This window comes from Chromobacterium sp. LK11, from assembly GCF_001043705.1.
In the GTDB taxonomy this organism is placed as follows: Bacteria; Pseudomonadota; Gammaproteobacteria; order Burkholderiales; family Chromobacteriaceae; genus Chromobacterium; species Chromobacterium alkanivorans.
In genome coordinates this window covers 1-23,288 of record NZ_LDUR01000044.1, presented here as the reverse complement: position 1 = coordinate 23,288, position 23,288 = coordinate 1, and the positions used below count along the sequence as shown (strand labels likewise).

Here is a 23,288-nt window from a genome sequence, read left to right as displayed (position 1 = left end):
GTTGCGGACTTAAACCGGTTCAAAGCCCAGCGAGCAGCAGCGAGGCCAAGCGAAAACCGCCGGGAAAACGGTTTTGCCCCTACGGGCTTGGAACAGGCTCTCAGCCAGCTTATACCATTGGTATTGCCACGCAAGCGTACAAGCGCGCATGGCCTCGCTGTTATTCCCGTCGTCCTTCAACCAAACAGGCGCTCGAGCAGGCTGGGTTTGCGCGTTTGCAACAATTGCTCGGCGCCCAACAGCAGATCGTCGATCAGCCCCGAGTCGGCCCGCGGCTGGCGCGCCAGCGCCGGATTGGAGCGGCCGGACGGCGCCAGCTCCAGATGCGGCCCGCGTCGCGTCAGCCTATAGCCGCCGGCGCAGCTGGGACAGAAGATCTCCTCGCCGTCGGCCATGCCGCGCGGCACCGCGATGATGGGACCGCAGCCCTGACAGCATTGCAGCGGAATGCCCGGCTCGCTGTGGCCGATCACGTGATCGAACCGGCCGGCCTCGCCCAGCAGGATGAAGCGCTCGCCCAGTTCGCGGTCGAACTGGGTGCCCAGATTCTCCCGTACGATGGCCAGCGCGCGCTCCTTGGGCATGCCCCGCCGATACGGCCGGGTGCTGGTCATCGCGTCGAAGGCGTCGGCGATGCCGACGATGCGCGCCGCCAGCGGTATCTCCTTGTCCTTCAGCCCCTGTGGATAGCCGCGGCCGTCCGGCGTTTCGTGGTGGCGCAGCACCGCGTCCAGCGCCAGCTCCGCCAGCGGGTGATCGCTGAGCAGGTCCGCCCCCACCCGGGGATGGGTCTTGATCACCTCGTACTCGGCGTCGCTGAGTTTGTCCGGCTTGTTCAACACCGCGTCCGGCACGCCCACCTTGCCCAGATCATGCAAAAAGCCGCCCAGCGCGATGCGCTCCACCTCGGACTGCGGCAGGCCAAGATCATCGGCCAACGCGTAGCTCAAGCGCGATACCCGCCATAAATGCCCGCCGGTATAGGCATCGCGCGCCTCCACCATCATCGCCATCGTATACAGCGTTTTCAGCAGCTCCCGCGCTTGTCGCATTTCCGTCCCCGCATGCCGATGAAGCCCGGCCGCGAGAGCGATATCTGCAAGCGCTCCGGCGGCGACTCAGGCCGAATGATTTTAATATGGCATATCAATGCGGCTTTGCTGCGCTGGCAGCAATACGACAGTCAAACGCTTGGAAATAGAGCAATCATTCCATTTGCATGAAATTTTCATTTTTCTTGGCTAGCCTAGGCGGCACGCGGATTGCGCGCCGCCAGCGGCGCCGGTCCATGCGTTCGCGCCGTCGCCTGACGGCGCTCCACACGAGGAGACAACAATGAAATCGCTGCTATTGCTGGGCTTTGCCCTGAGCCCCCTGGCCCACGCCGCCGCCGCCGAACCCATCCAGCCCGACCCGCGCTACAGCCATGTGCTGTCCTCGTCCGGCCCGCTGAGCCGCGAGCAGCTGCTGAAGACGGTTCCGCCGGCGCCGCAGAGCCGCGCCGCGCGCGGCGACGCCAATGTCGAGCTGATGTCGGTGCCCGGCCCGGCCACTTACACCTATCTGCGCTGCTATTACCGCACCGGCGGCGACGCCGCCAAGCCCACCACCGACTACGTGTGGGGCCTGGACCCCAGCAGCGGCGACTACTACCGCCTGAACGGCTATTGGTGGTCCAGCAGCGCCTTGGACTGGAAGAACATGTATTACACCGACGTGGCGCAAAGCACGCTGCAATCGGTGTGCCGCGGCACCTTGCAGAAGAAGGGCATCCAGCAGAACCCGGCGATGGTGTTCGCCGCCGACAACCAGCTGTCGTTCAACTACACGGTGTGGACCAACGACAAGGCCGGCCAAGGCTCCGCCGTCAACAAGATCGTCGCCTTCGGCGACAGCCTGTCGGACAACCAGAACGTCTACAACGCCTCGATGTGGACGCTGCCCAACCGCAACAGCTGGTTCCTCGGCCACTTCAGCAACGGCCAGGTGTGGGTGGAGTACCTGGCCGGCCGCCTGCAGTTGCCGGTGTACAACTGGGCGATAGGCGGCGCCGGCGTGGACACGCAAAAGCTGGTGATCCCCGGCGTGCTGCAACAGGTGCAGTCGTGGAAGGACTACATGAAGCAGGCCCGCGACTACGATCCGGCCACCACGCTGTTCACCATGCTGATCGGCGGCAACGATTTCGTGAACTACAACAACTCGGTGGACAAGGTGATCAGCGGCCAGAGCCAGGCGCTGACCAGCCTAATAGACGCCGGCGCGCGCAACATCCTGGTGCTCAATCTGCCCGACGTGTCGCGGGCGCCGGTGTTCCAGTTCAAGTCCGGCGCGGCCCAGGTGGCCGTCCAGGTGCGCGACTACAACCAGCGCCTGAACGCGCTGGCCGCCCAGCTGCGCCTCAAATACGGCAGCGGCCTCAAGCTGAACGTGTTCGACAGCTACGCGCTGTTCAACAAGGTGCTGGGCAACCCCGCCGCCTACCAGTTCAACAACGTCACTCAGTCCTGCCTCAACATCAACGCGGACTCCAGCACCAACTACCTGAGCGCCCAGAGCCCGCGCGCCAACTGCGTGAATCCGGACAGCTTCGTGTTCTGGGACACCTTGCACCCCACCACCCGCACCCACAAAGTGCTGGCGGACGAGGTGTACGGCTTCCTGAACGGCTCCGCCGGCCTGGCCGCCCTGCCGCGACGCTGAGGACCGGTTCTAAAATCGATTGAATCAAGCAAGCGACCCAGCCCTTCCCCGACAGGCCGCCCACCGGCGGCCTGTTGTTTTGCAAGGGCTTTTCCGGACGCGCATTTGAGCGCGGCTGCGGCAAGGCATACAATGAAGGATTTTCCGGCGCGCCCGCCCCCAAGCAGCGAGCCGGCCCGGAACCGCAAGCGAAGGCCCCCGATGTCCTCCCTGACCCCATTGCTGCAGAGCGCCGAAGCCGCGCGCGCAGAACTGATCGCCCGGCTGCAAGCCGAAGACACCAATTGTTACCGCCTGTTCCACGGCAGCGTGGAAGGCGCGCCCGGCCTGACCGTGGACCGCTACGGCGAGCAGCTGCTGGCCCAGACCTTCCACCAGCCGCTGAGCGAGGACGAACTGGCGGCGATCCGCGCCCACTACCAGGCCAGCCATCCCGGCCTGCCGCTGCTCTACAACGACCGCAGCGCCGGCAACTCCCGCATCGGCAACGCGCTGACGCTGGAACAACAGGCCGAGGCCGAAGCCGACCACACCATCCGCGAACTGGGCGTCAACTACCACTACCGCGCCCGCCACAAGGGCCAGGACCCGTGGCTGTTCCTGGATTTGCGCGCCGCGCGCCGCCACGTGATGCAGCTGGCCGCCGGCAAGAGCGTGCTCAATCTGTTCGCCTACACCTGCGGCGTCGGCGTGGCCGCGGCCAAGGCCGGCGCCAGCTTCGTGATGAACGTGGACTTCGCCGAATCCAGCCTCAGCGTGGGCCGCGCCAACGCCAAGCTCAACCTGCTGGCCACTCGGCCGCGCTGCGTGCAGAGCGATGTGTTCGCCGCCATCCGCCAGCTGTCCGGCATCGGCCAGCCGGAGCGCGTGCGCGGCAAGAAAATGCCGCCCTTCCCCAAACTGGAAGCTCGCCAGTTCGACCTGGTGTTCCTGGACCCGCCACGCTACTCCAAGAGCCCCTTCGGCGTGGTGGACCTGATCAACGACTACCAGGCGCTGTTCAAGCCGGCACTGCTGGCCACCGCGCCCGGCGGTACGCTGATCTGCTGCAACAACGTCGCGCAGGTGGACGGCGACGACTGGCTGGAAGCGCTCAAGCGCAGCGCGGCCAAGGCCGGCCGCGAAGTGCGCGCGGCGGAATGGATCGCCCCGGACGCGGACTTCCCCAGCCCGGACGGCAAGCATCCCTTGAAGATCGTCGCGCTCAGCGTCTGATCTGTGCTCTTGACGGCTTAGGCCCCCGCCCTAGCTGCCGCCGTCACATCCAATCTCAGTGAACGCCCGCCTTGCGCGGGCGTTTTCGCATGAAAAACCACAGCGTTTAAGCCATATGGCATTTTTACGCATAACTTAAAATTACCGTTTATTTTCACCTGTAAATACTTAAATATCCCGATACGGCACCACGCCGCAACGGCCGCGCTAGACGGCATACAACAGACAGCTTGACTCAAATCACGTATCGGGAAAGTCGCTATGAAACCTCAACTGCTACGCGGCCTGCTGGCCGCCGCCGGCCTGTTCGCCGCCAGCCAGGCCCATGCCCAGCTGGACCCGCAATTGGACTATCTGTCCCCGGGCGGGCCGCTCAGCGAAGCCCAGGTCAAGGCCGCGGCGGCCAAGCCGGCCGTGGCGATGGGAGCCGCCACCTACACCTATCTGCGCTGCTATTACCGGCTGGACATGAACGCCGGCAAGCCGCAAACCAGCTACCACTGGGCGCTGGACCCCAGCAGCGGCGACTACTACCGCGTCAACGGCTATTGGTGGTCCGGCAGCATCGTCGCGCTGAAGAATATGTTCTACAGCGACGTGGCCCAGGACACCCTGGCCGGGGTCTGCCAGAAAACGCTGGCGGCCAAGGGCGTCAACCGCCCGGTGGCGCTGTACGCCGCCGCCAATAACCAGATGTCCTACAACCACACCATCTGGAGCCAGGACAGCGCCAGCCAGCCGGCGCGCGTCAACAAGCTGATCGTGTTCGGCGACAGCCTGTCCGACACTCAGAACATGTACGGCGCCTCGCAATGGCGGCTGCCCAACGCCAAGAGCTGGTTCATCGGCCGCTTCAGCAATGACCGGGTGTGGGTGGAGTATCTGGCCGAGCAGTTGAAGCTGCCGATCTACAACTGGGCGATAGGCGGCTCCGCCGGCGATCAGCACCTGGTGGTGCCGGGCTTGCTGCAGCAGGTGGAATCGTGGTCGCAATACATGCAGAAGGCCGCCAACTATCGGCCGGAAAACACCCTGTTCACCATGCTGATAGGCGGCAACGACCTGCTCAACTACGGCCGCACCGTGGACCAGGTGATCGGCGACCAGGGCAAGGCGCTGGAACGCGTCATCACCGCCGGCGCGCGCCACATCGTGGTGCTGAACCTGCCCAATCTGGCCCGCACTCCGGCGGCCCAGGCCAGCGGCAAGGCCGCCGCGCTGGCGCCGCAGGTGCGCGATTACAACGCCAAACTGGCGCTGCTGATGACGCAATTGCAACAGAAGTACGGCAGCACGCTGAAGCTGAACCTGTTCGACAGCAACACCCTGTTCGACGACTTGCTCGACAACCCGGCCAAGTACCAGGTCAGCAACGCCACCCAGTCCTGCCTGGACATCGCCGGCAACGCCAGCCTGCCCTATATCTGGGAGCAGAAACCGCGCGCGGAATGCGGCAATCCGGACGCCTTCGTGTTCTGGGACGTGCTGCACCCCACCACCCACACCCATAAGCTGCTGGGCGGCTACGTCGCCAACTTCGTCAAGGCCGCGGATCCGGCGGTTTCGGCCGCGGCGGCGCTGAAAGCGCGCCGCTAAGCGCTGACCCCATGCCGCCGCCATCACGCGGCGGCTTGGGGTAAGATGCCGGTTTCAGCCGGACATCCCGCCATGAACCAAGCCCCGCAAACCGTCCTCAAACCCTGCCCCAAATGCGGCGCGCCCGCCCTGCTGGTCAAGGCCGGCTCCCGCCGCTTCTGGGTGCAATGCAGCCGCTATCCGGACAACGGCAACTGCGGCGCCATCGGCGCTCAGGCCGACAACAAGAAAGAAGCCGTCGCCAACTGGAACGCCGGCCGCTGAGCGCGCATCATGAATCTCTCGCCCTATCTGCTGACGCCGCTGTTGCTGGTGTTGTCCAATGTGTTCATGACCTTCGCCTGGTACGCCCACCTGAAGGACATGTCGTCCAAGCCCTGGTGGCTGGCCGCGCTGGCCAGCTGGGGCATCGCCTTGTTCGAGTATTTGCTGCAGGTGCCGGCCAACCGCATAGGCTACGGCGCGATGAGCTTGTCGCAGCTGAAGATCATTCAGGAAGTGATATCGCTGTCGGTATTCATACCGTTCGCGGTGTTTTACATGAACCAGCCCTTCCGCTGGGATTACGTCTGGGCCGGGCTGTGCCTGGTGGGCGCGGTCTATTTCATGTTCCGCGGCTGAAGCCGGGCTATTGGTTGGCGCGCACCCAGCGGTGCCATTGGGAGAACAGCTCCGGATTCAGCGCGGCGATGGCGGAGCGCTTCCAGATCACGTCGCTCCAGTAGTCGTCGCTGTTGAGGCTGGCGATCTGACCCCCGGCCTCTTCCAGGATCACCGCGCCGGCGGCGTAATCCCACAGCCGCTGGCCGCCGTGCAGATAAAGATCGTAGCGGCCGGCCGCCAGATAACACCAGTCCAGCGTGCTGGAGCCCAAATTGCGCAGGCTGCCGCAGGGGCAGGTGCTGCCGATGCGCGCGGCCAGCTTGCCGGAGCGCAAGTATTTGACCTCCACGCTGGCGATGGCGTCGCACATGGTGTTGACCACGGTTTTCAAGGGCAGGCGCTGGCCGTTCAGATAAGCGCCCTCGCCGCGGCTGGCGTAGAACATTTCTTGGGACACCGGGTTGTAGATCACGCCCAAGCGGCTCTTGCCGCCCACCATCAGGCCGACGGAGATGGCGAAATACGGCAGGCCGTTGACGAAGTTGGTGGTGCCGTCTATCGGGTCCACCACCCACAGGCCGTCCTGGTTTTCCGCCCACAGCCGGTCTTGCTCGGCCAATTCCATCTCCTCGCCCAGCACCGGGTGAGGCAGAATGCGCGGCAAGGCGGCCTGCAGCGCCTGCTGACAAGCCATGTCGGCCTCGGTGAACAGCGTGCCGTCGTCCTTGCGGCTTTTGCCCACGCGCAAAAAGCGCGGCATCACCTCGTCGCGCGCCACTTCCCTGAGCACCTGCATCACCTGTTCCAGCACCTGCATTCGTTTTCCCCCAAGGCCGCTGCAATCCCATTTGCTGCAATCGCAGCAAACAAAGCAAAATACCGGTATCAACAGCGACTTTCAATACGTCATGCCCAGGTTTTACATTGACGCCGACCTTAGCGTCGGCCAAACGCTGGCCTTGCCGGACACCGTGGTGCGCCATGTCCAGGTGCTGAGGCTCAATGCCGGCGACGCCGTCACCCTGTTCAACGGCCGCGGCGGCGAGTATTCCGCCACGCTGGACGCGGTGATGAAACGCGACGCCCACTGCCGCATCGAAGGCTTCGACGAGGTTTCACGTGAAACGCCGATCTGGCTGGGCCTGGCCCAGGCCATCTCCGGCGGCGACAAAATGGAGTTCACCCTGCAAAAAGGCGTGGAGATGGGCGTGTCCGCGTTTCAGCCCATCGCCGCGGAACGCTCCATCGTCAAGCTGTCCGGCGAGCGCGCCGACAAGCGCGTGGCGCGCTGGCAGGAGATCGTGATTTCCGCCTGCGAGCAAAGCGGCCGCAACGCCATTCCTCAAGTATTGCCCATCCTGTCGCTGGAGCAATGGCTGAAACAGCCGCCGGCCGCCGACGCGCGGCTGATTTTGTCGCCGGCGGGCACCCAGCGCCTGGCCGACATCGCCGCCGCGCCCGCGCGCGCCTGGCTGATGGCCGGGCCGGAGGGCGGCTACTCAGCCCGCGAAGAGGCCGCGGCGCTGGACGCCGGCTGGACACCGCTGAAGCTGGGGCCGCGCATCCTGCGCACCGAAACCGCGGCGCTGGCCGCGGTGGCGGCGATGCAGACCGTGTGGGGGGATTACCGCTAGCTTGAGCGGCGCGGGGCGCTCCGCCCCGCTATAGGAAACGCAGCGGATCTATCTTCCACTTGTCCGGCGACTCATGCTTGACGATGCGGTCGCCGCCGCCGAAGCCCATGCCTCGCGACAAGTCCACCATCTCCGGCGGGATGTAGACATTGCTCTTGGTGCTGAAGAACACCTTCACCTTGGGCGAGATCAGATTGCTCTCGTTCTGCTCCACCACCACGCCCAGCCGGCCGCTCTCCAGGCGCACCAGGGTGCCGATCGGATAAATGCCTATGCTGCGCATGAAAGCCTGCACCAACTGCGGATTGAAGTGGAACTTGGACCACTCGTAGATCTTGCGCAAGGCGTCGGTAGGCGCCATGCCCTTGTGGTAGCAACGGTCCGAAGTCAGCGCGTCGTAGACGTCGACGATGGCCGCCATCTGCCCCAGCTGCGAGATCTCCTCGCCCTTGAGCCCGGCCGGATAGCCGCTGCCGTCGTGACGCTCGTGGTGCTGCGCCGCCACCAGCACCGCGGTTTCGGAAATGCCGGTGGTTTGCAGCAGGATCTGCTTGCTCTCCACCACATGGCACTTCATCACCGTGAACTCCTGCTCGGTCAATTTGCCCGGCTTGTTGAGGATGCGGTCCGGAATCTTCATCTTGCCGATATCGTGCAGCATGCCGCCGATGCCGGCGTGATGGATCACTTCCTTGCTCATGCCCATCGCGTTGCAGAAGCTGACCATCAACGCGCCTACGCTGACCGAATGCTGGAAGGTGTAGTTGTCCTTGTCCTTGATCCGGCACAGCGACAGCAGCGCGCCGCCGTTGCGCAGGATGGACGAGGTCATCTTGGTCACCGACGGCTCCACCATCTCCAGCTCCACCTGCTTGCCCAGCCGCACGTCCTTGAGAATGCCCTGGATGATCTGGTTGGCTTCGCTGTGGATCAGCTGGGCGCGACCGAACTCGGCGCCGGCCTCCACCTGCCGCTCCAGAATGGTCTCGTTGCTGCCGAACTCGCGGATCTGCTCCTCCAGCTGCTTCTTCACCTCGGTGGCGGTGGGCGCGGAGGGCAAGTCCATCCCCTTGCGCGTGTCTATGTACACCTCGTGAATGCCGGAGTCGGCAATCTTGCGGATCTCTTCCTCGTCCTTGACCAGAAAACGCTTAAGCAAAAAGGGGTGCGACATCCAATCGCAGTTCAGATCGTGGATGTACATGCCCACCTTGAGATCGGCCACTTCTATGCACTTGATCATTCTGTGCTCTTTATCCCGCCGCGCGCCTGTGCCGCCGGCCGCGCGCATGCGTCTCCGCCACCCTGTCACCGGGACCTCGCCGGCCGATATCGCCGGCGCAAATGGACCGGCCCGCCCGATGCCGCCCGGGCGCGCCTTTCTTCAGCATCAACTCCGCTATCGGCATTTGCAAGGTATTCCATTAGCCCGGCGGCCAAATTAGCGGCCTCGCATGACATGCGAATTCACCGTCAAGCTCGCGCAAAGCCTGCTAGATAACGCGGCGCGCCGTCGCTTGTCACGCGGCTGTAAATATTGCCGCCGCGGCCCTTGTGGCGCGCTCCCCACGTTCCGCCGCGCGGCGGCCCGCTTTTAACGCGTCGGCATGGACCGGCGCGAGCCTCTGGCTTTAATGTCTATAAATAAGGGCAAGACGCCGGGCTTCGCCTCCGCTCGCGCGCTGCCGCGGCAGACCGCCCTATAACAAGCTTCGCAAGGTATTGGGGAAAGAAGAATGGAACAGCAGAAATGGGGCCGCCTGAGCACCCGCATCATCCTGGTGGCCGCCGCCGCCATCGCCGTCGGCTTCGCCGTCATGATCGGCCTGATCGCCTGGCAGAGCTACAGCTCGGCGGTGGACCAGGGCTACAAGCTGGCCTCGGAACAGGCCAGCAGCTACGCCAAGGACGCGGAAAGCGACTTCGCGCGCAACTTCACCCTGCCGCGCCACCTGGCCGACGCGGTGCAGGGCATACAGCGCGTCGCCCACCCGGACCGCAAGCACACCGACAACACGATACAGCAGATGCTGGACAACGCGCCGCAATCGGTGGGCCTGTGGATGCTGTGGGAGCCCAACGCCTTCGACGGCAACGACAACGGCTTCCGCATGGACTGGCCGCGCCACGACCCCACCGGCCGCTACCAGCCCTACGTCACCAAGAACGACAAGGGCAAGGCGCAGATGGACGTGATGATGTCGGCGGACCGGGTCAAGGAATTCCCCAAGTTCAAGGAGCACCCGGAAAGCTATCAGCCCGACTACGAAAAACCGGGCTGGGGCGATTTCTACTACGTGCCCAAGCAGCGCGGCCGCGACACCATCACCGAGCCCTACCCCTACGAAGTGCAGAACCGCAAGATCCTGGAAAGCTCGCTGGCCGTGGTGATCAAGGACGCCGCCGGCAAAATGCTGGGCGTGTCGGCCACCGACATCGCGCTGGACGACCTGCAAAAGAAATTCGGCCAGATCCGGCTGTATGAAACCGGCTACGTCAGCATGCTGTCCGAAGGCGGCCTCTACGTGGTGAATCCGGAAGCCGGCCTGCTGGGCAAGCCGGCGCCCAAGGACAGCCCGCTGACGCCCTATCTGGGCAAGATCAAGCAGGGCGAGGACTTCGTCTACGAGGCCGGCGGCTTCACCCACTTCTTCCACCCGGTGAAAGTGGCCAATACCGGCCAGTTCTGGACGCTGGGCGTCAGCATCCCCACCGCAGCCATCACCGCCGACGCGCGCCGGCAAAGCCTGACCGCGGTGCTGATAGGCGCGGTGGCGCTGGCGCTGATCCTGCTGGTGCTGGCCGGCGTGGTGCGCGCGCTGACCCGGCCGCTGAACCACCTGGCCGCCACCATGGAACAACTGGCCTCCGGCAAGGGCGACCTGACCATCCGCATCCCGATCCGCAACCGCGACGAAATCGGCCGCACCGCCGACGCCTTCAACCGCTTCATCGCCAGCCTGCGCGACATGTTCGTGGAAGTGCGCGAGCAGAGCCAGGCGGTCACCGCCGCCGCGGTGTCCTTGCAGGAGTCCGCGCGCCAGGTGGAAAGCGCCTCCGCCTCGCAATCGGACGCGGCCAGCGCCACCGCGGCCGGCGTGGAGGAAGTGACCGTCAGCGTGCAGCACATCGCCAACACCGCGCAGCTGGCGGAAAGCACCGCGCGGGAAACCGGCAGCCTGACCGAACAGAGCGTCGCCACCGTCAACCAGGTCACCGCCGAAATCCGCCGCATGACCGACAATATGCACGCGCTGGCGGAACGGGTGAACGGCCTGGGCGCGCGTTCGGCCGAAGTCAGCACCATCGTCAACGTGATCAAGGACATCGCCGACCAGACCAATCTGTTGGCGCTGAACGCGGCGATCGAAGCCGCGCGCGCCGGCGAGATGGGCCGCGGCTTCGCCGTGGTGGCGGACGAAGTGCGCAATCTGGCCGGCCGCACCGCCGAGGCCACGGTGGAGATCAGCCGCATCGTCAACGCCATCGGCCAGGAAACCCGCGACGCGGTCAGCGATGTGCAAAAGAGCAGCCAGTTGGTGGGCAACAGCGTCTCCATCGCCGAAGACGCCAACCAGGCGATGCAGACCGTGCTGGACCGCAGCCACGGCCTGGTGGGCAGCATCGTCGACATCGCCTCCTCCACCCGCGAGCAATCCGCGGCCAGCCTGGAGATCGCCCAGAACGTGGAGCGCATCAGCAGCATGGCGCAAAGCAATAGCGACGTGGTGCGCCAGGTGGCCGCCTCGGTCGGCCATCTGCGCGAACTGTCGGCGCGGCTGGAAGCGCTGGTGGGCGATTTCCGCACCTGAGCCGCCGGACGACGAAAGGAAAAGCCCGATGATTGAAATCGACTGGTGGCCGTTTGTCGCCGCCTCGCTGCTGCTGGTGGTCACGCCGGGAGCCGGCACCCTGTCCATCCTCGGCGCGCTCGGCGGCGGCGGACTGCGCGCCGGCTACGCGGCCCAGGCCGGGCTGCTGGCCGGCGATCTGATCCTGATCGCGCTGGCCGGAGGCGGCGTGGCGGCGCTGCTGGCCGCCCATCCCGGCTGGTTCGAGCTGCTGCGCTACGCCGGCGCGCTCTATCTGGCCTGGCTGGGCGCGAAACTGTTGTTCCGCCGCGGCGGCGGAGCCGCCGCCGTGGCCGCGCCGACGCCGCGCAGCGCCGGCGCCTGCTTCCGCCGCTCGCTGTTGATCACCCTGGCCAACCCCAAGGCCATTCTGTTCTTCATGGCTTTCTTCCCGCAATTCCTGGACGCCGGCCGCGCCGGCCCGGCCGGCTTCGCGCTGCTGGCCGCGGTGTTCTGCCTGATCAATATGCTCTACCTGGCGCTGCTGGTGTGGCTGGCCGGCCATTTGCGCCGCCGCGCGTTCGCCCCCGGCGGCCGCCTGCTGCTCAACCGCCTGCTGGGCGTCTGCTTCCTGGGCCTGGGAATCAAATACGCGCTGCGCTGAGAGCCTGTTCGATGTCCGCTGCGCTTCAGCGATGCGGCGTTGAACAGGCGCCAATAGCCGTCCAGGGCTCGCAGCAGACGCGCAAGTGTCCCTTTTCTGCCATCAATTTCGATAAATGCGACATGGATCTTACCGCCGCGCCGGAATTGGGATTACAATCCCGCAGTTTTGTTCGGACCACAGGCAATGACCCACGCAACAACGCTTCCCGCACGACGCACCGCCCGCCACGGCGGCGACCTGCCGTTGGCGCGAGGCCTTGCCGTTCCCGGACCCCGATGCAGTAAGAAAACAAGCTCCTGATTCCAGGGGCTTTTTTTTTACCCGCGACTCATAAAGCCAATATTGAAAGGACGCGACCATGGCCAACCCCCTCTACCGCAAACACATCATTTCCATACCGGACTTCAGCCGCGAGGAACTGGAGCTGGTGGTGGCCACGGCAGCCCGCCTGAAACAACAGCCGCGCAACGACCTGCTGAAGGACAAGCTGGTGGGCAGCTGTTTCTTCGAGCCCTCCACCCGCACCCGGCTGTCCTTCGAGACCGCGGTGCAGCGGCTGGGCGGCAGCGTCATCGGCTTCGCCGACGGCGGCAACACCAGCGCCAAGAAGGGCGAAACCCTGGCGGACTCGATCAAGATCATCGCCTCCTACACCGACGCGGTGGTGATGCGCCATCCCAAGGAGGGCGCGGCGCGGCTGGCCAGCGAATTCTCCGACGTGCCCATCATCAACGGCGGCGACGGCTCCAACCAGCACCCGACCCAGACCCTGCTGGACCTGTTCACCATCCGCGAGACCCAGGGCACGCTGGAAAACCTGACCGTGGCCTTCGTCGGCGATCTCAAGTACGGCCGCACCGTGCACTCGCTGACCCAGGCGCTGTCGCTGTTCGGCGCGCGCTTCTACTTCGTCGCGCCGGAACAGTTGGCGATGCCGGACTACATCTGCGAGGAACTGGACGAAAAAGGGATTCAGTACACCGTGGTCGGCAGCCTGGACGACGTGATTCCGCAAGTGGACGTGCTCTACATGACCCGGGTGCAGCGCGAGCGCTTCGACGAGGCCGAGTTCAAGAAGATCCAGGGCAAGTTCGTGCTGCGCGCCGACATGCTGCACAGCGCCCGCACCAATATGAAGATTCTGCACCCGCTGCCGCGCGTCGACGAGATTGAAACCAGCGTGGACGCCACGCCGCACGCTTATTACTTCGAACAGGCCAAGAACGGGGTCTACGCACGCCAGGCGCTGTTGTCGCTGGTGTTGAACGAGACCGTCTGATTCAGGAAAAGGAAACCATCATGCAATACACCCGCACCGTAGAAGCACTGAAACAAGGCACCGTCATCGACCACATTCCGGCCGGCCAGGGCCTGGTCATCCTGCGCCTGTTCAAACTCAGCGAAACCGGCGAGCGCGTCACCGTGGGATTGAACCTGTCCAGCCGCCACATGGGCGCCAAGGACATCATCAAGGTGGAGAACATCGCGCTGTCGGAAGAACAGGCCAACGAACTGGCGCTGTTCGCGCCGCAAGCCACCGTCAACGTAATCGACAATTTCGAAGTGGTGAAGAAGCACAAGCTGGCGCTGCCGGACACCATCGAGGGGATTTTTTCCTGCCCCAACTCCAACTGCATCTCGCACAACGAGCCGGTGACCAGCTTTTTCTACGTCAAACCCCAGGCGCGCGACACAAAAATGAAATGCAAGTATTGCGAAAAGGTGTTCAGTAGGGATATCGTTGCAGAGGTGCGCTAAGTCGTACAAGGGTGAATAGAGAAATATCAAGAAAACACTGCGTTCGACAGTGGTAAAAAGCACGAGCAAGCGCCGCAGACCCCTGCGGCGCTTCTCATTTCCGGATCAGGACGCCGCCGGACCCTCGCTGGCGCCGTCGATGAAGCGCTGCAGAAACACCAGATCCAGCCAGCGGCCGAACTTGAACCCCACCTGCGGCAGCGTGCCCACCTGCTGGAAGCCCAATTTCTCATGGAAGCGGATGGAGCCCGCGTTGGCGGCGTCCACCGCGCCTATCATGGTGTGCTTGCCCAGCGCCTTGGCGCGCGGGAACAAGGCCTGCACCAAGGCGGTGCCTATGCCCTTGCCGCGCGCGTCGGCGGACAAGTGCACGCTGTGCTCCACGGTGAAGCGGTAGCCCGGTTTGACGCGGAAATCGCCGAAGCTGGAAAAGCCCAGTATCTTGCCGCCCTCTTCGGCCAGCAACACCGGATAGCCGGCGGCGGTGCGGTCCTGGAACCAGACGGCGAATTCGCCGGCGGACAGCGGATCGTCGTTGTAGATGGCGGTGGTGGTGGCGATGACCTCGTTGTAGATATCGAGTATCGCCGCCAGGTCTTCCAGCGTGGCGTCGCGGATAATCATGTTCTGTCCCTTGCTGATGTGGCTTGTTGTTTGGATCGCGGGCACGGACGCCGACGCAGATCCTTAGAACCTATTTACGATCTGCTACGCGTCGGCGATACCGCGTTGAAACCAACTTCGAAATGCTCATGTACCACCTGTACATTGCGCTTTCTCAGCTGTTTTCGCCTTGCCTCGCCTTAGCTCGCGAGATCGTAAACACGTTCTTTAGGAATGCAAACAGTGTACCAGCAGCCGGTTCAGCCGGCAGCCGCCGGCTTTTTGCGCGGGCTGCGCTTCTTGCGCGCCGGAGCTTCCGGCGGCGGCTCCGCCGCGGGCGGCGCGGCCGCAGGCGCTGCGGGCAGCGATTCGCCGTCCTGCTTGAGCCGGATTTCGCAATGCAGTTTGGAGCCGTTGCGGCTTTCCTGCACCGTCAGGAAGTCCAGCTTTTTCACCATCTGCGACAGCCGGGAATGACCATAGACCCGCGGGTCGAACGAGGGATCGTTCTTGGCCAGATAAGTACCCACCACCGACAACTCCGCCCAGCCGCTGTCGCGCGACACCGCCTCGATCGCATTGGTGAACATGTCCTGCAGCGGATGGCGCTCCTTCTCAGGCTGCGGCTTGGCGCGGCTGCGCGTACTGCGCGTCTTGGGCTTGTCGGCCGCGTGCTTGGCCGCCGCCGGCTCCGGCCGCAGAATCTCGGTGAACACGAATTTGTCGCAGGCGGCGATGAAGGGCCGCGGCGTCTTGGACTGCTCGCCCAGGCCGATCACCATCAGCCCGGACTCGCGCAACCGGGTGGCCAGGCGGGTGAAGTCGCTGTCCGAGGACACCAGGCAGAAACCGTCGAAATTGCCGGTGTAGAGCAGATCCATCGCGTCGATGATCAACGCGGAGTCGGTGGAGTTCTTGCCCTTGGTGTAGGCGAACTGCTGAATCGGCGAAATCGCGTACTGATGCAGCACTTCCTTCCAGCCCTTCAGCTGGCTGGTGGTCCAGTCGCCGTAGGCGCGCTTGACCACGGCGGTGCCGTATTTGGCCACCTCGGCCAGCAACTCGGCGATCAGCGCCGACTGCGCGTTGTCCGCGTCTATCAATACCGCCAGTTTGCGGTTTTCCATGCTTGGTTTCCGTAAGGCTATCGAGTCATGCTAAAACCGGCCGCCGCGGCTGTCAAAACCGGCGGCCGGACGCGGCGATGAGCCGGTTCTACGGCGGCGCGTCGCGCAGCGTCTGCTCCACGATGGCGGCAATCCTCCCCTCGCGCTTCATCTGCTCCAAGACGGCGTTCAGCTGCCGGATGAAATCGTCCAGATAGGGAAAGCGCTGCCGGCCGTGCTTGGTGAAGCCGACATAGGCCTGCTCGCCGTTCAGATTGGCCGCCGCCACCAATTCGCCGCGCTGCTCCGCGCTGATCGCTCCGCGCCGCTGCAACCGTTCCAGCACATAGAGAATGGACAGCTTATCGTTCAAATAGCAGTCGGTGCGGCCGTTGATCAGCTTCAGCAGATTGCCCTGGGTGTCCGGCGCCTCGTCCAGCTGGATCTCGCCGCGCTGCACCGCCAGCCAGAACGCCTTGCCGCCGGGACGGAAACCGGCGTTGTTGCCGAAGCGCAGTCCCAGGAAATCCGCCGGCCAGTGCTGCCGCGGCGCGCGCATGACCTCCGCGCGGCAATACACCGCCAGCTGCTCCTGCCAGAACGGCGCCGAATAGCCCATGTAGTCCCGCTCCGGGCGGTAATACGGCGGCGACAGCGCCGGCGCGCGGCCGGCCTCCAGCTCGGACAGGCCGCGCTTCCACGGCACCGGCCGCAGATCGATGCGGTAGTCGCTCAAGCGCTGCGACGCCGCGCGCAACACCTCGTTGTACACGCCCTCGGCCCTGCCGTCCTTCTCGTAGGAATACGGCGGATAGCCGTTGTCCACCAGCACCACCACCTGGCGCGGCGGCGCGGCCGCGACGCCCGCCGCCAGCCCGGCCAACAGCAAGAGCAATAAGCCCGGTCTCATCATTTGAATGACATAATCCGTGTCGATAAACACGTTATAGCCGCTGCGCCGCCAAGCCGTTGGCACGAGTCTTGCAGCGTCGCGGACATCGTCCACTCCCGCCGCCGAGGCCCGCCATGAAACTGTTCTCGCGCAACACGCCCGCCGCCACCAGCGAGGTGGTGATGTTCAATTACCGCCGGCCGGTGCGCGCGCGCCAGGTGGCGCTGGGCGGCGGCGGCCGGCTGTGGCTGGTCGAGGCGCTGGACCCGACCCACAATGTCTGGGTATGGCAAGAGGAGTCCAGCCAGGCGGAAGCCGCGGTGGACACCGCGCGCCGGCTCAGCCTGATGCTGAACTGAACCGGAATGGTGCGACGCGGCGCCAAGCTGGCGCGCGGTACGCAAAAAAGCCGCCCTTGGGCGGCTTTGATGGCGAAGCGCAAACGCGCTTATTTCTTGGCGACGCTCTTGCCGAAGCTTTCCGCGGCGGCGCGCATCTTGGGCAACAGCACCGGCTCGGCGGCCTTCAGCGTGTCGCCGGCGATGGTGTTGATGATCTGCGGCTGCTGCTTCAGCAGTTTCTGACCTGCGGCGGTCTTGTAGAAAGCGTTGATCTGCTTGAGTTCGTCGGCGCTGAACTGAGCGCTGTAGGCCTTGGCCACGGTCTGTTCGAACTGCTGCTTGGCGGCGCTGGAGCCAAAGTAGTCGCTGGCCAGCTTGTGCACGTTCTCGCCGTAGGTCTTGAAGCCTTCCTGCGCTTTTTTCTGCTGGGCTTCGCTCAGCTTGATCTTGTTCTTGACGAAGTATTCCTGCAGCAGCGGCATCGCGCTGGCGGTGGTGCGCTGCGCCAGTTCCGGCAGCATATTGTTCAGGCTCAGCGTGGCGGACAACTCTTTGACGGCGGCGTCCTGGGCGGCGTCGGCGTGCGCCAGCAGCGGCAAAGTCAGCGCCAGGGCGGCCAGGCCGGCTTTGAGCGGGCGTGATGCGAACATGTGGAATCCTTTGGCTTGAGTTGGAAACAGCTGGCGTCGGCCAGGCCGACGCGGAAACACCGGCAGTGTGACACCGCCGCCGCCGCAGGTCAAAAAAGACGGGGGGCCGCCGCCTAGCGCGCCGCGTCGGGCAATGGCGGCAGCTGACTTTGCCAGCCCTGATAGGCTCCGATATTGGCGCGGGTGATCAGCTGCACCGGCACCACCACCGTGCGCGGCTTGGATTTGGGATTGTCCAGCAATTGGCGGCCCAGCCTCACCGCCTCCACGCCGATGGCGTACGGCGCCTGGCTGGCGGAGGCCACGATCTGATTCTGCGCCCGCAACGCCTTCTCGATGTCCGGCGAGCCGTCCACCCCGGCTATCATCACTTCCCCGCGGCCGGCTTCCCGCGCCGCCTGCTCCGCCCCCAGCGCCTGACGGTCGTTGCAGGCGAACACGCCGTTGATCGCGGGGTAGCGCCGCAGATGCCGCTCCATCAGCCGCTTGCCGCCCCAGCTGGACGCCAGCCCGCTCTCCTTGTAGCTGAGCAGGCGAATCTTGGGAAAAGCGGCCAGGCTGCGGCGACAGCCGGCCACCCGGTCCCAGACCGAGGACACCGGCGGGCCGCTCTGAATCACCACCGTGCCGCGGCCGCGCATCTGCTCCGCCAGATAGCGGCAAGCCAGCGCCCCGGCCTGGACATTGTCCGATTTGACCGTACCGTCGGCGCCGGGCGCGTCCACGTCCACCGCCACCACCCTCGCCCCGGCCTGGTGCGCCAGGCGCACCAGCGGCGCCACCGCCTTGCTGTCCGCGGCCACCAGCAGGATCAACTCCACCTGCTGGCGCAGCAATTGCCGCACCTGCTCCTCCTGCCGCTCCAGGCTGAAATTGGCGGACAAGGTGGTGACTTGCGCATTGGGATTGGCCGCGCGCGCTTCGTTCAGCGCGCCGCGCGCGACGATCTGGTAAAAGGGATTGTCCAGCGCGCCCACGGACACGCCGATGCGGCTCAAGGGCGCCGCGTAAACGGCTCCGGCCAGGGACAGCCAGCAACAGGCAAGAAATCGGCTCGGCATCATGCCCACTCTGTGATGATTGAAATACGTGTCATCCCAGTTTAGATCACGCCGACCCCGCTACGAAACCGGACTCGGCGCCGCCGAGCCAGGGCGAGGCAAGGCCCTGCGGCCGAAGCCGCGGATAGGCGAGCCCACTATCGCCCGCCGCAAGGCGGCAGACAGTCAACCGCTTCTCAAGCCGCCTGGTTCAAGCTGGCCCTCACCCTTTGCGCCAGCAAATCCAGCTGCAGCCAGCCCTCCTCCCACTGCCCGTGGCCGGACTCCACATTGATGTGGCCGGCCTGGCGCAGCCAGGCGATGGGCGTGCGCCAGTAACCGGCCAGCCGCGCCGCGCGCGGCGTCTTGCAGAAGGGGTCGTTACTGCTCGCCACCATCCGGGCCGGAAACGGCAAGGGCTGGCGCGGCGTCGGCGCGAAGCCCATCAGCTCCCGCGGCACGAAGGGGCGCTCCACGTCCGCCGGCGCCACCAGCAAAGCGCCGGCGATTCGCCGCGGCTGACGCTGCGCGTAATGCGCCACCGCCACGCAGCCCAGACTGTGGGCGATGACGATGACCGGCTTGCGCGTCCGGTCCAGCGCCTGGTCCAGGCCCCTCAGCCAGTCGTCCAGCTGCGGCGCGTCCCAATCGTCGGCTTCCACTCGCGTCGCGCCCAGTCGCCGCTGCCAATGACTTTGCCAATGCCGCGGGCCGGAGTTGCGCCAGCCGGGTTGGATGATCAGGTCGAAATCCGCCAGCGAAGGTTCCATCGCTCAGCTCCTCGAAGGTTGAGCTCGCACTGTAGAACGGCTTTAATATTCTTGGAAATGATATTGAACGAGAAACTTATTCCCTATTTCTCTAAAAGACCTTGTCGTCACATAGATTTATTTGGAATTTGAAGATAAAAAACAATCACTTCTGGCGATAAAACATTTCTGATTAGATGCATTCATCGCTTGCCTCCTTCAGGAAACCGCCATGCCACGCTTCTCCGTCCGCCACGCCCTGCTGTCCCTCGCCTTGTTCAGCGGCGCCGCGCCGCTGCTGGCCGCCGAACTGCTCAACGTCTCCTACGACCCCACCCGCGAGCTGTACCAGGACGTCAATAAGGCTTTCGCCGAACAATGGAAGAAACAGGGCGGCGACGTCGCCATCAAGCAGTCGCACGGCGGCTCCGGCAAACAGTCGCTGGCCATCCAGCACGGCCTGGAAGCCGATGTGGCCACGCTGGCGCTGGCCTACGACATCGACGTGCTGGCGGACCAGGGCCTGCTGCCCAAGAACTGGCAAAGCCGGCTGCCGGACAATAGCTCGCCCTACACCTCCACCATCGTGTTCCTGGTGCGCAAGGGTAATCCCAAGGGCATCCGCGATTGGGGCGACCTGATCAAGCCCGGCATCCAGGTGATCACCCCCAACCCCAAAACCTCAGGCGGCGCGCGCTGGAACTATCTGGCGGCCTGGGGCTACGCGCTGAAACAGCCCGGCGGCAACGAGGCCAAGGCCCGCGCCTACGTCGGAGAGTTGTACAAGCACGTGCCGGTGCTAGACACCGGCGCGCGCGGCGCGACGCTGACCTTCGCCCAGCGCGGGCTGGGCGACGTGCTGCTGGCCTGGGAAAACGAGGCGGTGCTGGCGGTGAAGGAACTGGGGCCGGACAAGTTCGACATCGTCACCCCCTCGCTGTCCATCCTGGCGGAGCCGCCGGTGGCGGTGGTGGACAAGGTGGCCGACAAGAAAGGCAACCGCAAGCTGGCCGAGGCCTATCTGAAGTTTCTGTACACCCCGCAAGGCCAGACCATCGCGGCGCAGAACTACTACCGGCCGCGCGACGCCAAGATCGCCGCGCAATACGCCGCCCAGTTTCCCAAGGTCAAACTGTTCACGCTGAAAGACACTTTCGGCGACTGGCGCAGCGCTCAGCGCAAGCACTTCGCCGACGGCGGCGTGTTTGACCAGTTGATCGCCAAAAAGTAAAGCCGCCATCTTCCAGAACACAGCCCGGCTATGCCGGGCTGTTGCTCATTCGTGTCAGGCTTGCCGCCGTTCGCGCCAGGTCAGCCACACCCGCATGTCGAACTCCAGCTGGTGATAATCCGGCTCCATATGGCAGCACAGTTGGTAGAAAGCCTTGTTGTGGTCCTTTTCCTTCAAGTGGGCCAGTTCATGCACCACAATCATGCGCAGAAAGGGCAGCGGCGCGTCGCGAAACAAGGCGGCGACGCGGATTTCGTTCTTGGTCTTCAACTTGCCGCCCTGCACCCGCGACACGAAGGTATTGGTGCCCAGCGTGCCCTTGACCGGATGCTGCTGGCTGTCGTAGCTCACCTTGGCCGGCAGCGCCGCGTTCTTCAGATAACGCTGCTTGATCTCCGACACGTACTGGTACAGCGCCTTGTCGGTCTGCACATCGTGGGTTTCCGGGTACTTGCGCGCCAGCCAGGCGCCCAGCTGGCCGGAGTCCAGCAGCGCCTGCACCTGACTGAGCAGGGCGGCGGAATAGTGCTGCAAATAATTGAGGCTTGCCATCCCGCTATTGTAGAACGAGGACGCGTTCCGGTGTTGCCGCGGCGCAAACCGGCGCTACAGCAAACAGGACGGATCATCCCACTGATAGCTGAGCGCCAGCGCGCGCCGGCCGCCGGCGGTGTCCACCTCGCAAGGCGCGGACTCCGCGCCGCCCAGCGCCCGATAAAAGCCGCAGGCGTCCCGGTTGGCCTGGTACGCCCACAGGAACAAGGGCCGGCCCGGCGCGACGCGCAAGGCTTCCGCCGCCGCCGCGGCCATCAAGGCGCGACCGATGCCGCGCCCCTGCTGCCCGGCCAGCACATGCAGATTGTCCAAGTAAACGCCCCGCTCCGGCGCCTCGTCCGGCAACAGGCAGACAAAGCCCACCGGCTCTCCCCGCCACAGCGCCAGCCGCACCCAAAGCGTTTCCGGCGCGGCGAAGCGCCTTCGCCACATCGCCAGGCGTTCCGCCGCGGCGCCTTGGTCCAGGTAGTCGTCAGGCAGGATGCCGCGATAATGCTGTTGCCAGCTGGCGACATGCAGCGCCGCGATCCGCTCGGCGTCCAAGGCCGTGGCGGCCCGCAAACGCAAGGGCTGAGCCATTGTTTCTCCTCTCATCCGCGATGGTTCCGCGCCGGCGGCCGAACTGGCTCTGGCCAAGACCGCCGGCAATCGGGACAATCCCGATACCGCTTACCTTAACCGAGGAAGACTTCCCATGCATGTCGTGATTTTTCGCGCCGCCGCGCGGCAACTGGACGCGGAATACTCCGCGGTCGCCCAGCAAATGCGTCAGCTGGCCATGGAGAACTTCGGCTGCCTCGCCTTTGTTTCCGCCTGTGAGGACGGTCAGGAAATCGCCCTATCCTACTGGCCGGACGCCGACAGCATCCGCGCCTGGAAGGCGCACGCCGACCATGTTTTGGCGCAGCAACTGGGGCGAGAGCGCTGGTATCGGCAATACCGGGTGGAGGTGGCGCGCATCGAACGCAGCTATGAATGGACCATGGACGCGTCAAGCTGAGGTCCGCGCTATCGCGCTGTTTCACGTGAAACCGGGCCGCCACGCGGCGCGACTAGTGCCTTTTTATCCGCGCCCGGGCTTTCTTTAGCCGCTTTTTACGCGCAGGGGCCTAGCATGCACCATGTCCCATCTGGAGGCCCTTGCTTATGAGCGCAAGCAAACCCGTCCGCCGCGCCTTGCCGGCGCGCGGCATTCCCGATTATCTGCCGGACGAGGACGCGGCGCCGCTGGCGCTGCGCCGCTACATACTCGAATCACGGTTCCCGGCAAGGCCGGGCCAGGCCGAAGCGACATTCGGCTGGCGCGCGTCCCTGCGCGCCTGGTGGCGGCTGGTGAGCGCATCGCGATGAGCCGCTGCGTCCACACCCTGCGCCACCGCCGGCTATTGAGCGCCTACGCCCAGACCCGCCATCAACGCATGCCCTGGCTCAAGCGCAAGGCGCGGCTGCCGCGCGCGGTCCAGGCTGGCTGGCTGGCGCGTCTGCGCGCCTGGCTATGCGGCTGAACGCCTTATTTGAGCCGCAGCGGCTCCACCAACACATTGCTGGATTCGTCGGCCAGCCACATTTGGCCGTCCTGAATGGTGGCGCTCAGCTGCATGCTGCGCTGGCAGATGGCGACCAGCTCCGCCAGCGTGGCCGGCTCAACGCGGAACACGCTGAGCTTGTCCAGCCGGGCCAGCTTGTTCTCCAGCTGCGGCCACCACACTTCGCTGGCGCGGCCGCCGTAGCTGTACAACACCACTTTCTCGGCGCGGCTGCACGCTTTCTTCAGCCGCTTTTCATCCGGCTCGCCCAGCTCCACCCACAGCTCGATATCGTCGGCATAGCTCTTCTGCCACACCTCCGGCTCGTCGTCCGCGCTCAGACCGCGGCTGAATTGCAGAGTCTCGCTGGCGTTGAGCGCGAAAGCGGCCAGGCGCAGCATCATGCGTTCCACGGTTTCGGACGGGTGCTGGGCCAGCGTCAGCTGATGACTGGCGTAATAGCCGCGATCCATGTCGGACACGGCGAGATTGGCTTTGTAAATGGTGGCGGACAGGGCCATGCGGAAACCGGTTTTGCGAAAAAAGAAACCATTGTACGGGGCCGCCGGCCATTGCGCCCGTTCAATCGCTCGACGACCGGCCGCGCAAGCCTGAAACAGGTTCTTAG

General features: G+C 64.8%; 27 protein-coding genes. 15 read left to right on the top strand and 12 right to left on the bottom strand.

The window, feature by feature from the left end; genetic code table 11:
* Positions 1-176: 176 nt before the first annotated feature.
* Positions 177-1,052 carry an HD domain-containing phosphohydrolase gene (locus VK98_RS21070; protein ID WP_048415910.1) on the bottom strand — a complete coding sequence of 292 codons (876 nt, stop codon included), beginning with the start codon at positions 1,050-1,052 and terminating at the stop codon, positions 177-179.
* Between the two features lie 283 nt (positions 1,053-1,335).
* On the opposite strand from VK98_RS21070, the gene VK98_RS21065 reads away from it, so the two are divergent.
* From VK98_RS21065 to VK98_RS21045, 5 genes are all read left to right on the top strand, one after another.
* A complete protein-coding gene (locus VK98_RS21065) occupies positions 1,336-2,703 on the top strand; it encodes an SGNH/GDSL hydrolase family protein (protein WP_231589343.1) in 1,368 nt (455 codons plus the stop codon).
* Positions 2,704-2,904: 201 nt separating this feature from the next.
* Entirely contained in the window at positions 2,905-3,918 is a 1,014-nt protein-coding gene (locus VK98_RS21060; protein ID WP_048415909.1) for a class I SAM-dependent rRNA methyltransferase, read from the top strand.
* Positions 3,919-4,179: 261 nt separating this feature from the next.
* On the top strand, positions 4,180-5,514 hold the full coding sequence (locus tag VK98_RS21055; RefSeq protein WP_082159162.1) for an SGNH/GDSL hydrolase family protein: 1,335 nt from the start codon (positions 4,180-4,182) through the stop codon (positions 5,512-5,514).
* Between the two features lie 72 nt (positions 5,515-5,586).
* Positions 5,587-5,778 carry a Lar family restriction alleviation protein gene (locus tag VK98_RS21050; protein WP_048415908.1) on the top strand — a complete coding sequence of 64 codons (192 nt, stop codon included), beginning with the start codon at positions 5,587-5,589 and terminating at the stop codon, positions 5,776-5,778.
* A 9-nt stretch (positions 5,779-5,787) separates the two neighbouring features.
* Positions 5,788-6,135, top strand: coding sequence for a DMT family protein (locus tag VK98_RS21045; protein ID WP_048415907.1), 348 nt, complete (start codon positions 5,788-5,790; stop codon positions 6,133-6,135).
* A gap of 7 nt (positions 6,136-6,142) precedes the next feature.
* Here VK98_RS21045 and VK98_RS21040 read toward each other — a convergent pair whose 3' ends face one another.
* Entirely contained in the window at positions 6,143-6,928 is a 786-nt protein-coding gene (locus VK98_RS21040; RefSeq protein WP_197081382.1) for an inositol monophosphatase family protein, read from the bottom strand.
* A gap of 97 nt (positions 6,929-7,025) precedes the next feature.
* Between VK98_RS21040 and VK98_RS21035 the strand changes: the two genes are divergently transcribed.
* Positions 7,026-7,751, top strand: coding sequence for a 16S rRNA (uracil(1498)-N(3))-methyltransferase (locus tag VK98_RS21035; protein ID WP_048415938.1), 726 nt, complete (start codon positions 7,026-7,028; stop codon positions 7,749-7,751).
* Between the two features lie 28 nt (positions 7,752-7,779).
* Here the strand turns inward: VK98_RS21035 and VK98_RS21030 are convergent, their stop codons facing one another.
* Positions 7,780-8,994, bottom strand: coding sequence for an HD-GYP domain-containing protein (locus VK98_RS21030; RefSeq protein ID WP_048415937.1), 1,215 nt, complete (start codon positions 8,992-8,994; stop codon positions 7,780-7,782).
* A gap of 493 nt (positions 8,995-9,487) precedes the next feature.
* Between VK98_RS21030 and VK98_RS21025 the strand changes: the two genes are divergently transcribed.
* From VK98_RS21025 to pyrI, 4 genes are all read left to right on the top strand, one after another.
* Positions 9,488-11,563 (top strand): methyl-accepting chemotaxis protein, encoded by a 2,076-nt coding sequence (locus VK98_RS21025; RefSeq protein WP_048415906.1) that lies wholly within the window; start codon positions 9,488-9,490, stop codon positions 11,561-11,563.
* Between the two features lie 28 nt (positions 11,564-11,591).
* Complete coding sequence (locus tag VK98_RS21020) at positions 11,592-12,206, top strand: LysE family translocator (protein ID WP_048415905.1); 615 nt, start codon at positions 11,592-11,594, stop codon at positions 12,204-12,206.
* 361 nt (positions 12,207-12,567) lie between these two features.
* Positions 12,568-13,488, top strand: coding sequence for an aspartate carbamoyltransferase (pyrB, locus tag VK98_RS21015; protein WP_048415904.1), 921 nt, complete (start codon positions 12,568-12,570; stop codon positions 13,486-13,488).
* Positions 13,489-13,508: 20 nt separating this feature from the next.
* Positions 13,509-13,967 (top strand): aspartate carbamoyltransferase regulatory subunit, encoded by a 459-nt coding sequence (gene pyrI / locus VK98_RS21010; protein WP_043589228.1) that lies wholly within the window; start codon positions 13,509-13,511, stop codon positions 13,965-13,967.
* A 105-nt stretch (positions 13,968-14,072) separates the two neighbouring features.
* Here the strand turns inward: pyrI and VK98_RS21005 are convergent, their stop codons facing one another.
* The 3 genes from VK98_RS21005 to VK98_RS20995 all read right to left on the bottom strand — a co-directional run bounded on the left by VK98_RS21005 (position 14,073) and on the right by VK98_RS20995 (position 16,589).
* Complete coding sequence (locus VK98_RS21005; RefSeq protein WP_048415903.1) at positions 14,073-14,591, bottom strand: GNAT family N-acetyltransferase; 519 nt, start codon at positions 14,589-14,591, stop codon at positions 14,073-14,075.
* Positions 14,592-14,830: 239 nt separating this feature from the next.
* Positions 14,831-15,697, bottom strand: a complete 867-nt coding sequence (locus tag VK98_RS21000; protein ID WP_048415902.1) for an NYN domain-containing protein — start codon at positions 15,695-15,697, stop codon at positions 14,831-14,833.
* Positions 15,698-15,785: 88 nt separating this feature from the next.
* Positions 15,786-16,589, bottom strand: coding sequence for an ABC transporter substrate-binding protein (locus VK98_RS20995; RefSeq protein WP_156188005.1), 804 nt, complete (start codon positions 16,587-16,589; stop codon positions 15,786-15,788).
* Positions 16,590-16,702: 113 nt separating this feature from the next.
* Here VK98_RS20995 and VK98_RS20990 point away from each other — a divergent pair, with 113 nt between their 5' ends.
* Positions 16,703-16,927 carry a hypothetical protein gene (locus VK98_RS20990; protein WP_048415901.1) on the top strand — a complete coding sequence of 75 codons (225 nt, stop codon included), beginning with the start codon at positions 16,703-16,705 and terminating at the stop codon, positions 16,925-16,927.
* 89 nt (positions 16,928-17,016) lie between these two features.
* Here VK98_RS20990 and VK98_RS20985 read toward each other — a convergent pair whose 3' ends face one another.
* From VK98_RS20985 to VK98_RS20975, 3 genes are all read right to left on the bottom strand, one after another.
* Positions 17,017-17,559: a DUF2059 domain-containing protein gene (locus VK98_RS20985; protein WP_048415900.1), complete on the bottom strand. Its 543-nt coding sequence runs from the start codon at positions 17,557-17,559 to the stop codon at positions 17,017-17,019.
* Positions 17,560-17,672: 113 nt separating this feature from the next.
* Complete coding sequence (locus tag VK98_RS20980; RefSeq protein WP_053077520.1) at positions 17,673-18,623, bottom strand: substrate-binding domain-containing protein; 951 nt, start codon at positions 18,621-18,623, stop codon at positions 17,673-17,675.
* 173 nt (positions 18,624-18,796) lie between these two features.
* On the bottom strand, positions 18,797-19,369 hold the full coding sequence (locus VK98_RS20975; RefSeq protein ID WP_048415899.1) for an alpha/beta hydrolase: 573 nt from the start codon (positions 19,367-19,369) through the stop codon (positions 18,797-18,799).
* A gap of 211 nt (positions 19,370-19,580) precedes the next feature.
* Here VK98_RS20975 and VK98_RS20970 point away from each other — a divergent pair, with 211 nt between their 5' ends.
* A complete protein-coding gene (locus VK98_RS20970) occupies positions 19,581-20,579 on the top strand; it encodes a sulfate ABC transporter substrate-binding protein (protein WP_048415898.1) in 999 nt (332 codons plus the stop codon).
* 54 nt (positions 20,580-20,633) lie between these two features.
* Here the strand turns inward: VK98_RS20970 and VK98_RS20965 are convergent, their stop codons facing one another.
* The gene (locus VK98_RS20965; RefSeq protein WP_048415897.1) at positions 20,634-21,131 is read right to left on the bottom strand and encodes a M48 family metallopeptidase; all 498 of its coding nucleotides are present in this window, start codon (positions 21,129-21,131) and stop codon (positions 20,634-20,636) included.
* 54 nt (positions 21,132-21,185) lie between these two features.
* Positions 21,186-21,713, bottom strand: coding sequence for a GNAT family N-acetyltransferase (locus tag VK98_RS20960; RefSeq protein ID WP_053077519.1), 528 nt, complete (start codon positions 21,711-21,713; stop codon positions 21,186-21,188).
* A 115-nt stretch (positions 21,714-21,828) separates the two neighbouring features.
* Here VK98_RS20960 and VK98_RS20955 point away from each other — a divergent pair, with 115 nt between their 5' ends.
* From VK98_RS20955 to VK98_RS23935, 3 genes are all read left to right on the top strand, one after another.
* Positions 21,829-22,134: an antibiotic biosynthesis monooxygenase gene (locus VK98_RS20955; protein ID WP_048415896.1), complete on the top strand. Its 306-nt coding sequence runs from the start codon at positions 21,829-21,831 to the stop codon at positions 22,132-22,134.
* A gap of 146 nt (positions 22,135-22,280) precedes the next feature.
* Entirely contained in the window at positions 22,281-22,484 is a 204-nt protein-coding gene (locus VK98_RS20950; RefSeq protein ID WP_048415895.1) for a hypothetical protein, read from the top strand.
* The gene (locus VK98_RS23935) at positions 22,481-22,639 is read left to right on the top strand and encodes a hypothetical protein (protein WP_156188003.1); all 159 of its coding nucleotides are present in this window, start codon (positions 22,481-22,483) and stop codon (positions 22,637-22,639) included. The genes VK98_RS20950 and VK98_RS23935 overlap by 4 nt, the downstream gene beginning before the upstream one ends.
* 5 nt (positions 22,640-22,644) lie before the next feature.
* Here the strand turns inward: VK98_RS23935 and VK98_RS20945 are convergent.
* Positions 22,645-23,288, bottom strand: a 644-nt coding sequence (locus VK98_RS20945; RefSeq protein ID WP_231589342.1) for a YaeQ family protein, incomplete at its 5' end; no start/stop codon positions are given.